This is a genomic window from Streptomyces sp. NPDC046859, from assembly GCF_040645135.1.
Taxonomy (GTDB): Bacteria; Actinomycetota; Actinomycetes; order Streptomycetales; family Streptomycetaceae; genus Streptomyces.
The window spans coordinates 110,433-121,698 of sequence record NZ_JBEYXR010000017.1 but is presented as its reverse complement, the minus strand read 5'-3'; the positions used below and the strand labels follow the sequence as shown (position 1 = coordinate 121,698).

Genomic DNA, 11,266 nt, shown 5'->3' with positions numbered 1-11,266 from the left:
GCGCATCCTCTCGGTCCGCTGGTCCGCGGGGAACCTGCGCGAACGGGTCAGCGCAGTCCCGCGAACACCACGGCTGCCGCCGTGCCGCCCAGGATGGTGCCCAAGATCACCTGTGCCGTCGTGTGGTCGCGCAGCGAGACCCGGGACCAGCCGACGGCGGCGACGCCGAGGAAGAGGAGGGCGGCCCACCAGCCGTAGGCGACGGTGGTGACGACGGCGACGCCTGAGGCGACGGCGGTGTGGACGCTGACCTTCCACCAGACGGTGACCGCCATGGTCAGCACCAGGCCGGCGACCAGGGCGACGACCTCGCGGGGCGCGTCGAGCGCTAGGAGCAGGCTTGTGCCGACGAGGACAGAACCAAGGGTGACGAAGAGCGGTATCCACCTCTGGGAGCGGACCTTGAGATGCTTGTCCGTCCAGCGGCCACGGCGGACGCCGGCGACGATGTAGGCGATCGGCAGGCCGCCGCAGAAGGCGCCGGCCAGCAGGCCCCAACCGACACCCGCGAGGGAGTTGGTGGAGTGCCAGCCGATGACCAGCAGAACGCCGACGACCAGGTTGGCGGGCGCCAGGACCTCGGTGACTAGGCGGGCCGAGCGCCGCTCGGCAGGAACAGCGGCAGTGGGCGGAAGCTGCGTGGTCGTGGTCATGCCGGTGTCTCCTCAAGGTGGGCGCGGAGGAAGTCCTGCGTGGCGCGGGAGCGGTAGGCGGTGCTGAGCGTGGTGAGGGCGCGGATCTCGGTGGCGAGGTCGCGGCCTCCGCTAGCGGGGGGCATGGGATCGCCGGAGCCGGTGGCCGCGCCGCGGAGCCGCTCCTCGCGGGCGACGGCGAGCCAGCAGGCCTCGGTGGTGATGTCGGCGTGGGCGCCGATGAAGCCGAGGGAGGTGGCGTGGTCGTAGGCGCGGCCGCGCAGTTCCGCCGGTGCGTGGTCGGCGAGAGTGAGGCTCGAGTCGCGGATCTCGATGGTGCGCCGGTACAGCCGGTCGTGCGTACGCAGCGGGTTGGTGACGTCGGCGGCGCGGCTCGGCGGGGCGTCGAGCCGGATCCCCGGGACGGCGTCGGTGAGGGTGCGCCACATGGGGTCGCAGGGCACGTAGACCCGGTAGCCGTGGGCGATCGCCCGGGTGGCGATGGACTTGGCCAGCGCGGACTTGCCCATGCCGATGGTCCCGGCCAGGACCGCGTTGGGGTTGGTGAAGCCCTCGATCCGGCTGCTGCTGTACAGCGAGAACGGGGTCGTAGCAGAACGCGGCCTCCGCGTGGACGTCGCGGCCGATGAAGATGGCCTCCGCGCCCAGTCCGCCCTCGGCGAGGAAGGGATAGGCCCCGGACACGGTGCGGTGGTCATCCGGTGGGCGGGAAGGTTGAGCTTGCCACGCCGTGTCGAGGCCGGGCCGGGGCGTCCGGACGGCGGATAGGTCGGCCGCAGCTCCGGGTCGAGGGTCGCCTCGTCGCGACGCTTGGGCGGGGCTCCGGCGAGGCGGGCCTGGCGCCGGGCCTCGGCGATACCGGCGCGGGCGGCGCGGTGCTCGGCCTGCGACGCCTTGCGGGGGACGATTAGGTGGGAGGCGCTGGCGCGGGTACGGGGCATGAGCGATTCTCCAGACGGAAGGCAGGGTCAGTGGCGGACGAGGCCGGTGAACGGAGTGTGGAGGTCGGCCGGGGTGGTACGGCGTCGGACCAGGTGCGCGGTGGGCTGGTGGCGCTGGCGGATGGTCAGCTCCGGTGCGTCTTCTGGCAGGTTGGCCTGGCACGCCTCGCGGTCGGGGACCTCACCGGAGCCGGGCCGGGGGGCCGCGTGGTAGGCGGCGTGGACGTGGTCGGCGGCCTGCCAGATCCGGGTGCGGGCGGCGCTGAGCTGGTCGCCCTCGATCGCTACGAGCTGGCCTGTGCGGGTGGCGTGGGCATCGAGCAGGCTGTGCAGCGAGATGAGGTGGGCGTGCAGGACGTCCAGTTCGGCGCGGGTGGTGACGAGAGGACCGCCTGGCACGTTGAGCGCGCGGTGGAAGTCGAGCGCGGCGGTGGCGATGGGCACGAAGTCCTGCGCGGTCGGGTTGGTGGTGCGGGACATGGGGGTGCTCTTTCGGAAGGGAGGAGGGGCGGCATCAGACGGTGAGGGCGAGCGGCATGGCGGCGGCGGTGAACGCCTCGGCCTGCTGCCAGGTGAGCGGCCGGAGGTCGAGCTGGGCGCCGACCGCCGCGGTATCCACGACCGCGCAGGCGGAACGAAGTTCCTCCTCGGAGTCGGCCGAGACGGTCAGCAGGCCGGTCAGGGCGAAATCCGCGTGGCCGGCGATGAGCTGGCGCTCACGGGACTTGATGTCCTGGTACTCGATGGAGTCCGCTTCGGAGCTCTCTAAGAGGTCCTAACAAAGGCGTTGGACGTGGCGGTGGGTGATGAGGCGGGTGGCGAGGCCGAGGAAGGCTTCGTGGATGTCGTCTCGTCTCTCCCAGCGGATGCGCAGGCGGCGGAAGCCGTGCAGCCAGGAGATGGTGCGTTCGACGACCCAGCGGAAGATGCCCAGACCGGAGCCGTGCGGCTGGCCGCGTTCGGCGATCACGGGACGGATACCTCGCTGCCACAGCAGCCGCCGGTACTTGTCGTGGTCGTAGCCCCGGTCCGCGAAGAGCATGTCCGGTCGTCGCCGTGGCCTGCCGACGACACCGGCGACCGGTGGGACCTTGTCCAGCAGGGGCAGGAGCTGAGTGACGTCGTTGCGGTTCCCGCCGGTCAGCGACACCGCGAGCGGGATGCCCTGGCCGTCGGTGATGATGTGGTGCTTGCTGCCCGGTCGTGCGCGGTCGACCGGGCTGGGACCGCTTTTGGGCCCCTGCGGGCCGCCCGGACGTGGGAGGAGTCGATCACCGCCCGCGACCAGTCCAGCTGCTTCGCCGACCGCAGCTTCTTCAGCAGCACCAGGTGCAGCTTCTCCCACACGCCGGCCTCGTTCCAGGCGGCCGCGCCGCCAGCAGGTCATCCCTGAGCCGAAGCCCAACTCCTGCGGCAGGTACTCCCACTGGATGCCGGTGTGCAGCACATCCCGCACAGGGCCTGCCGGTCCGGCACCCGTGGCTGGCCCGCCACCAGCTTCGGTCCCGGCTCGGGCAGCAACGGCTCGATGAGCGACCACAGTTCGTCCGACACGATCCATGGCCGCGACTGACGCTTTCCCACGGCTTGACCAACGAGCAGACGAACCGACGGTCACTTGATCAACAACTTCTGTTAGGACCTCTAAGCCGCTACGGAGGGCGGGCTTGGAGCATCCCGCCCAGCGAACTACGCGGTGACCCGCGCAATGGGCAGCGGCGAGGCCAGGGCCCGCAGCACCGTGCGCCGGGCGAGTTCGCCTTTGGTGGCGAACTCCCGCTCGTCGGGGACCTTCACCGCGCTCGACTGCGTCCGCGGTGAAGGTCCCCGACGTGTACGCCGATGTACGCGCCCCACTCCTTCACCTGCCGAACTACGCCGTCACGGCGTTCGGTGAGCGCCTTGACCGGCACGGCACCGAGCCGGGGTTCACGGCCGTCCCCGCGTATGCGGACGGGTATCCGGTCGGCTACGCCTACGGCAACACCATCGAGTATGGCGATCGGTACTGGCAGCGCACCAGTCCGACGCCGGCCCAGAAGTACACCGAGCGTCCGGCTGTGGCTCTGAAGGAGATCGGCGTCCGTCCGACCTGGCGGAAAACTGGTACCGCCCGCCGTATCCACGACGCTCTTCTTGCCATGCGGAACGAGCGGTACGTGACGCTTATGGTCAACTCGGCTGCAGCGGACGGGAAGGTTCACGCGCTGTACAAGTCATGGGGGTATGAGGGCATCGGGCAGAGCCAGCCGTCACCGGCCTCGCCGGTTCTGACTGTGATGATCCGCGGTGTTCGCTGACGCGGGAGGCGGTACAAGGCTCTGTAATTCGCGCGGGGTGTATCTAGGCTGCGTCGGGTGGAGGGGTTTCTGATCACCGTGGCCGGGGTGTTGTGGGGTTGTGTCACGGGTGTGCTCATACCTCGCCCGGCTTACCGGTTGTCGGTGCCTGTCGGGGGTTGCTGGCGGTCGGTGTGTCCGGCAGGTCATCGACTCGTCGGTGTGGGTGGCGGGTGGTTTGGGCGTGCTCGTTGTTCGGTGGGGGACCGGTATGGCCCGAGCAGTCTGCTGGTCGCCTGTGTCACGGCCGGGGTCTGCGGTCTGCTCGCGGCCGCTACAGGAGCCCGCCCGGAACTGGTGGTGTGGCTGCTGCTCGCTCCGGTCTGCGTGCTGCTCGCCATGGTCGATGCGTCGGCTCACCGGCTGCCCGACGTGTTGACCCTGCCACTCGCCGTGGCGGCGTGTGTGCTGCTCGGTGGTGCGTCGTTGCTGCCGGGTGTCGGCGGCAGCTGGCTGTCCACGCTGTTCGGCTCCCTTCTGTTGGGGGCCTGCTTCTTCGTGCTCTTCCTGGTCGGCGGGGGTTTGGGGTTCGGTGATGTGAAGCTTGCCCTGGTGCTGGGTGCGGTGTTGGGTTGGTACGGCTGGCCGGTCGTGCTGGTCGGGGTGTTCGCCGGGTGTCTGTTCGGTGCGCTGTACGGCATCGGTCTCCTGATTACGGGTCGGGCCGGAGCGCGCTCCACGATTGCGTTCGGTCCGTTCCTCCTCGCGGGAGCTCTTGCGGGAGTGCTGCTGGGCGCCTCTCTGTCCTGAGACCGGGCGCCTGCTTTACGGGGCGGGCTCGTAGGTCACCGTCTGCCCGGGACAGTCGGCCGCCGCGTTCTGCAGGGCGGTGAGTTCCGTGTCGTCGACGGTCAGGGCCCAGCGGAGTTTGGTGGCGACCCAGTCGCCGACATAGCGGCAGTGCACATCGGTGGCGGGTGGCAGCCATTGTGCGGGGTCCTGGTCGGCTTTGCTGCGGTTGGAGCGTGCGGTGACCGCGACGAGCGAGGCTTCGGCGCCCTGGTCGTTGGCGTAGGCTTCGCGTCTTTGTGGGGTCCATTCGGATGCTCCGCTGTCCCAGGCTTCGGCGAGGGGAACCATGTGATCGATATCCAGGCTTCCGGCGGCCGTCACCATGGTGGTGTCGTAGTAGGAGTACCAGCTGCCGCCGGTCAGTCGGCATCCGGCACCCACGGCGGGCGGCTCGATTGCCTCGTGGAGGAGGACTTCGGCACGGGTGTTGCAGCCGTCGGTCGGGTCGTCGCCGGTGTTCCAGTGCCGGAACTTGCTGCGGTCGTAGCCGTCGCGGGACTCGAGGGCAACCGGCAGGCCAGCGACGGCTTCGGCCAGAGGCAGGGTCTCGGCGGCCTGTGCTGGTGTGGGGGTGAGGGCAGGGATGACGGCGAGGGCTGCGGCAACGAGGCCGCGAACAACAGCGTTGACCATGCCCCCTTGCTATCCGCCCAGCGCATGAGGTGATCCCCGGAGGTCCGAGTGCCGCTCGTGTGGGTGGAAAGGTCATACCGGAGAAACGAATCGGCGTGCCTCGCTGCGCGCCCCTGTGCGGTGGGTGGGACGGTGCTGCGGGGGCGGACGGGCACGGCAATTCTGTTCCCCGTGCATGGTGATGGCCCGCGGGGCCTGGAAGTCACGCGGGAGGCGGCGTGTCGCGAGAGGGTTACGTGGTTGGCGCCACGAGGTCGTGGGCGGCGGGTGCTGGCAGTTGCCGCCTGCCTGCGGCCTGCCATGTCGCGCGTTGGTCTCGTTGCTGTCAGGCGGGCATCAGCGATTCGATGATGGTGTGCCAGCGCTGGTCGGCCACGGAGGGTGCCTCCGTGGTGGTGATCTGCCGGGTCTGGTAGCGGGCAGGGTGGCCGGCGAAGACGAAGAGGTGATCCAGGACTTGGTAGTTCGGGCTCCATTGTCTGTCTGTTGCCAGCCATGTCCGATGCAGTTCGGCTGTCGTGGCGCGATCGTCGTGGTAGAGGGCGACGATGAGCTGGCCGGTCCACTCGCGGTAGCCGATTTTGTGTCTTTGCGTGTTGACGAGGCGCTGTGCTTCGGTGAGGAACTGCAGCGCTGTCAGGCGGTCGCGTCGCAGGGTGATCGCCTTGGCGGTCAGGGCGGTTCGCATGGATAGCGTCTCGCCGAAGTGATCGGCGTCCGCCAGCACGGTGTCGCACGCTGCGGGTGTGCTGCTGCCGTGCAAGGCCCGGCGCCACAGAGCGGCGGTCTCGTTCTCCAGGGCGATACGGTGCTGCCCAGCCGCCCGGAGGGCTTGGGCTCTGGTGGCCGATCCGGCGATGGCCTCTTGGAGGAGTCCGCGGTCGAAGGCGAGATCGCTGCTGATGCGTAGGGAAGTCGTCGGATCCTGCAGTGGATGGCGGCTCAGGTGCCGTTCCAGGTCTTCATACGCTCCTTGCGCACGCAGTGTGCGAGCCACCTGGTATCGCAGCAACTCGGAGCCGGGATTTTCTTCCAGCATCTCTGTGAGTATGCGCAGGGCGTTGTGGGGGTCGCCGTCGCGGTAGATGTAGGCGAGTCGAAGCCTGGCGCGGCGGCGGATGTCGGTTGGCAGCGGACGGGTGAGGTAGTCCTCCAGGTAGGCGATGCGCTCACTTTTGCGGCGTCCTTGGCGCCACGCTTCGTAGATGCCGGACACCTGACCGATCCAGGTGTCCAGCGCGGGGGGTGGCAGCCGGACAGCAGTCTGGGCGAAGCCGGGGACAGCAGCGAGTGCGTCTGCCAGCCAGGGTGCGGTGAGGGCGTGACGGGCGCACAGATCGGCCGCCAGCTCCAGGACGTCGAGGCGTTGTTGGCTGTTGTGCATAAGGGTGTCGCTTCGATGGCGAAGGGCTGCCAGCAGTTGCCCGGCCATGGCGGCTCGGTCCTGTGGTGCCCAGGCTCCGGGGTTACTGACCGGCTCGTGGGCTATGGCGGAGCGGACCGCGTCGTGGAGCCGGTAGGGAAAGACCGGGTGGTCGTCCTTGGTGACGAGGGTGCGTTGGCACAGCCGTTGAGCGTCACCGACCAGAGCGCCGGCGGCTTGTGAGATGAGACGTTCGTCGAAGCGTGGCACCAGGCTCGCGGCCCGAGCCAGTTCCCGCTCCTGCCTGGGCAGATTGGCGAACACTCGGGTGGCCAGCTCCGGCAGCGGCCCTCCGAAGGTGTGGGCGGCGGGGCCATGCCCGTCTGCGGAACGCGCCATGGAGAGCGACAAGCTGAGGTACAGAGGTAAACCGTGGGCGCCGGCGCTGATGTTGTCGATGACGTCCGGTGCCAGTACCGGATTGCCCCCCGCTCCTGAGGCTGCGCGCAGGTACTGCTTCACGTCGACGTCGGAAAGATTGCCTACAAGATGCTGGCGAGGATCGTCATGAGCCTCCAACCGTAGGCCGGGCCAGATATGCGGGCCCGTCGCGGGCAGTAACTGGTGGAGGTGAGCTGCATCCCAGTCAAGCCGATTGCGTGACGTGACGACCCACAACGTGCCGGGAGTCAGATGCACGATGCGATTGAACAGACGCTCCTGGGAGCGATCGTCGCCCTGTACGTATTCTGCGGCGTCCGCGAACGCCACCGTGACGGGACGCTTGGCTGCCGGCAGATTCTCCAGATCCCAGGACAGGAGACCGGCGAGCGTCGCCGCGACGTAGTCGGACGGATCTTGCTGGGCCTGCGTGATGACATGGAACAGGGGCGCGCACTCACCCAGGGTGCGGCTGCGCAGCCGCCTCTCGCGGATGGCTTCGACAATACGGATCCCGCTGCGCACAGTCAGCGGACCCAGTCCGAAGGCGGCGCCGGCGTCGCTGAGGACGTCGTTCAGGGTGTCGGTGATCTGACCGCGCACGTCGAAGTTGCCGACGGACAGGTCCGGCAGTGGCATTCCCGGACGGGCCAGGGACCACCAGGCAGCCAGGCCAAGGTCGAACGCGGGAAAGCGCCGCCGCCTGTCGGCCACAGCGACGCGTAGTCGCAGCACGATCTCCACGGCGTTGACGACGCGACTTCCGTGGAAGTCGATGCGAACGGTGGGAGGAGGCTCTTCGAGCGGCGGCTGCGGCCAGTCGCCGGGCTCCGCCAACTCTCCAAGGCACCACGACTCCAGCCGTCGGGACAGCTCGGTCTTGCCGATTCCCCCGACGCCATAGAAGGTGATGACATTCCGACGAGTGGTGTGCCCCAGGGCTGCCGAACCATCGCGTACTGCGTTCCCGTGCTGTAGGAGAGCTGCGGTGAACGCTGTGCGCTCGTCGACCCGGTTCGTGAACAGTTCGGTCGCCGTGTATTGGGGATCGAAAATCCGATCGAACTCGCTCATGCACCCTCGCTTGACCAAAGCTCGCCGTATCCGACGAGTCCGTCCGTAGAGAGAAACTATGACGCGTCACCGGAACTCGAGGCAGGGGATAACTCCATTTTCCATGCCAGACGTGCCAGTACTCCGTGGCAAGGGAACACCGCTTCTCGGCGCGATGACGACGGCAGTTTGGGCGCCGCTCTGGCAGGCAGTGCGTTGCCGTCCGTGTGCACGACGGCACGGTCCGGGCTGCCGCTGTATGCGCCCTGGCCGTGGGTGGCCCGTATTGAGCCCTTTTCCGCTGAGGTCCGAACACGTGTCCCGCAAAGCGTCACAGCCGCACCGCCATCGTGGGAGTGTGAGAGCAGCGTGTTTGTGAGGCGTAGGTGGGGGAGTGGGCTGTGGTTGCTGGGAAGGATGAGTTACCCCGGCTGACCGGGGCGCATCGGGTTCTCATCGGCGTGGTGGCCGCGGGGGCTGTGGTGATTGCCGGTATCGGTTTCGTCGGTTCGTACGCGGCCGTCCGGGAGTTGGCACTCCGCAAGGGCTTCGGGGACTTCGCCCATGTTTTCCCGATCGGTATCGACGCCGGAATCTGTGCCCTGCTGGCCTTGGACCTCCTGCTGACCTGGATCCGTATCCCCTTCCCGCTGCTGCGGCAGACGGCCTGGCTCCTGACCGCCGCCACCATCGCGTTCAACGGGGCGACGGCCTGGCCCGACCCGCTGGGCGTCGCCATGCACGCGGTGACCCCCGTGCTGTTCGTCGTGGCCGTCGAGGCCGCCCGCCATGCGATCGGCCGGATCGCCGACATCAGTGCCGACAAGCACATGGAGGGTGTCCGTCTCACCCGCTGGCTCCTCTCGCCGGTCCCCACGTTTTTGCTGTGGCGGCGGATGAAGCTGTGGGAGCTGCGCTCCTACGCGCAGGTCATCAAGGTCGAGCAGGAACGTCTCGTCTACCAGGCCAGCCTGCGCTCGCGCTTCGGCCGGGCCTGGCGTCGCAAGGCGCCGGTGGAGTCGCTGATGCCGCTACGCCTGGCCCGCTACGGCGTCCCTCTGGCCGAGACGGCCCCGGCCGGGCTGGCCGCCGCCGGCATCGACGAGCCGCCGATCCAGTTCACCGTCGAACCGGCCCCGGCCCCGGCCCTGACTCAGCGGCAGCATCCCGAGCTCAAGGACGCCGTCGACCGCGAGAAGGAACTGGCGCCCGGGCCCGGCCCACAGCCCCAGCCGGTCAAGGAGATGCGAACCGCATCCCTGCGGCCGCCGCACACCCAAGCGGATCGAGGGAACGCCCCATCTCTCGCCGACGCTTATCAGGACTGGATCAGTGCCTTCGGTTTCGAGCCCACGAGCGCGCAGTTCGCTGCGTGGCTGCAGGATCAGTACAGCATCGCGACCGCGGCGGGAGCGCCGCTGTCCGACGAGCAGCTTCAACCCCTGCTGCGGCTCCTCAAGCAGTGCCACACGCTTGTAGCTGAGCACGGGACCGAACCCCCGGCTCCGCGCGACGCGGACGACGGGTGGGGTGACTACTTCTACACCGCCTGGCTCGCGTACGCGCAAGACCATGGGGTGTACCCCGATGCTTCCGCCCTCGCCGCGTACGTTCACGGGCGGGATCAGATCACCGGTAGCAGCGGCCGGCCCCTCACGGGAGCAGACCTGGAGTACTTCGTCTCGACCTTCCGGCAGCGCGGGTGCGACGGGATGGAGCCGCCCGCCGGTGGGGAGATCACCGGGGGCGCCACGCGGGAACCCACCGGCGAGCCCTTTGAGAATGAGGAGGGCTCTGCGGAGGCACCGGTCGGCGCGGGCGCGCAGCCCGCCAGGGGCACGCCCATCCCTCGGGTGAGCGCTCCCGTCGACGAGCCGCCGGGTGGACAGGATGCGACGGGGGTGCCGGCCGCGCTCACCATCGTCGACCGCTACTACCTCGCTTGGAGTGAGTATTTGACCGAGCATGGCGAGGAGCCCAAGGCCGAGCAGCTCTCCGCCTACCTCGCCGGCGAGAAGGGCATGACCGGCCGCGGTGGCAGGCCGGTCAGTCCGTCGACTCTGCGCCGCTACCTGCTGCCGTTCCGTGTCTACAGATTCTGGGCGCAGCAGCGGGTGCGCAGCGAAGTCCCGTCGCTCGACGTCATTGCGCAGGAGTGCGCGGTCCGCGGCATCACCGGGCAGCACAACCGGCCCCTTACAGCCGACTACGTCGCGGAGCTGGTTGCCGACTTCGAGCGGCGCTGGCAGGCACTGACCCGCCATGACGTGCAGACAAAGAAGTAGCAAGCTTCGCCCCGCTCGTCACTGCGCACCAGTAATTGATCGTTTCAGAATGAGGTTCGGACTCGTCTCAGGCTCGGAGGTGCATCCGAGCCATCGATCGCGGATCCGGCTGTCGGTTCAATTGGGGGGGAAGGCTGAGCTGCGCGTTCATGGTGTGCTCGCCGTCATTCTTTCTTGTTCCCCGCTGGATGCTGTCCGATCGGGCACGCGGGGGGAGGCGGGCTCTGATGCGCCCCGGGGGCCGCTGGGGCTCGCTTCGGGCGGGCACGCACACCGTGCTGTGAGGCGGCACGACGGGTTCACTCGGAAGCGGAGCGACTCCTCGGACCCATACAGCCACGATATCGGCGGTGATGGGGGGTGGCGCACGGAGGGGTATGGGGGCGCTTTCGTGCATATATCTGCCCCCGTTGCACGCTGGCGCTCGCCCCATGCGGTGAACTGCCCGTTCACCCCCTGGCCGCACCCTCACGCGCCGCGTTTCATTGAGCACTCACTCGCTTTCAACGCACGTCACCAGCGGACAGCAACAGTCATCAAGTGATCACCTGGTGTGCCCAGGACAGGAGTAGGGAATCCGGCCCACTCGGACTGTGCCGCACTCGTCAACGAGTGGCACGAACTGCCGGTTGGTGTTCAGAAGCGGCAGCGCCGCGCGGGACCACCCGAGCACGGCGTCTGCTTCGGTCGGCTCCGCCCAGCTCAGGGCGGTCCTCCTTCTCATGTCGTGCTCGCTCATCGGATGACCAAGGCGATCAGTTGGATC

Annotated in this window: 7 protein-coding genes and 3 pseudogenes; 3 read left to right on the top strand and 7 right to left on the bottom strand. The window is 68.6% G+C overall.

What is annotated here, in order from left to right; all coding sequences use genetic code 11:
• Positions 1 to 47: 47 nt before the first annotated feature.
• From ABZ899_RS24625 to ABZ899_RS24605, 5 genes and pseudogenes are all read right to left on the bottom strand, one after another.
• Positions 48 to 653 carry a hypothetical protein gene (locus ABZ899_RS24625; protein ID WP_361349969.1) on the bottom strand — a complete coding sequence of 202 codons (606 nt, stop codon included), beginning with the start codon at positions 651 to 653 and terminating at the stop codon, positions 48 to 50.
• Positions 650 to 1,594: pseudogene (locus ABZ899_RS24620) on the bottom strand (DUF6545 domain-containing protein). Before ABZ899_RS24620 ends, ABZ899_RS24625 begins: the two are co-directional and overlap by 4 nt.
• Positions 1,595 to 1,621: 27 nt before the next feature.
• On the bottom strand, positions 1,622 to 2,074 hold the full coding sequence (locus ABZ899_RS24615; RefSeq protein ID WP_361349967.1) for a DUF6238 family protein: 453 nt from the start codon (positions 2,072 to 2,074) through the stop codon (positions 1,622 to 1,624).
• A gap of 34 nt (positions 2,075 to 2,108) precedes the next feature.
• Positions 2,109 to 2,354: pseudogene (locus ABZ899_RS24610) on the bottom strand (SCO6880 family protein); the annotation flags it as partial.
• A gap of 15 nt (positions 2,355 to 2,369) precedes the next feature.
• On the bottom strand, positions 2,370 to 2,981 hold the full coding sequence (locus ABZ899_RS24605) for an IS5 family transposase (RefSeq protein ID WP_361350049.1): 612 nt from the start codon (positions 2,979 to 2,981) through the stop codon (positions 2,370 to 2,372).
• A 375-nt stretch (positions 2,982 to 3,356) separates the two neighbouring features.
• Here ABZ899_RS24605 and ABZ899_RS24600 point away from each other — a divergent pair.
• Both ABZ899_RS24600 and ABZ899_RS24595 read left to right on the top strand, forming a co-directional pair.
• Positions 3,357 to 3,894 (top strand): annotated as a pseudogene (locus ABZ899_RS24600) (GNAT family N-acetyltransferase).
• Positions 3,895 to 3,951: 57 nt separating this feature from the next.
• Entirely contained in the window at positions 3,952 to 4,683 is a 732-nt protein-coding gene (locus tag ABZ899_RS24595; protein ID WP_361349965.1) for an A24 family peptidase, read from the top strand.
• Between the two features lie 15 nt (positions 4,684 to 4,698).
• Here ABZ899_RS24595 and ABZ899_RS24590 read toward each other — a convergent pair whose 3' ends face one another.
• Together ABZ899_RS24590 and ABZ899_RS24585 are read right to left on the bottom strand one after the other, a co-directional pair.
• The gene (locus tag ABZ899_RS24590) at positions 4,699 to 5,358 is read right to left on the bottom strand and encodes an HNH endonuclease family protein (RefSeq protein ID WP_361349963.1); all 660 of its coding nucleotides are present in this window, start codon (positions 5,356 to 5,358) and stop codon (positions 4,699 to 4,701) included.
• 325 nt (positions 5,359 to 5,683) lie between these two features.
• Positions 5,684 to 8,236 (bottom strand): tetratricopeptide repeat protein, encoded by a 2,553-nt coding sequence (locus tag ABZ899_RS24585; protein WP_361349961.1) that lies wholly within the window; start codon positions 8,234 to 8,236, stop codon positions 5,684 to 5,686.
• A 380-nt stretch (positions 8,237 to 8,616) separates the two neighbouring features.
• On the opposite strand from ABZ899_RS24585, the gene ABZ899_RS24580 reads away from it, so the two are divergent.
• Complete coding sequence (locus ABZ899_RS24580; protein WP_361349959.1) at positions 8,617 to 10,500, top strand: DUF2637 domain-containing protein; 1,884 nt, start codon at positions 8,617 to 8,619, stop codon at positions 10,498 to 10,500.
• Positions 10,501 to 11,266: the final 766 nt, after the last annotated feature.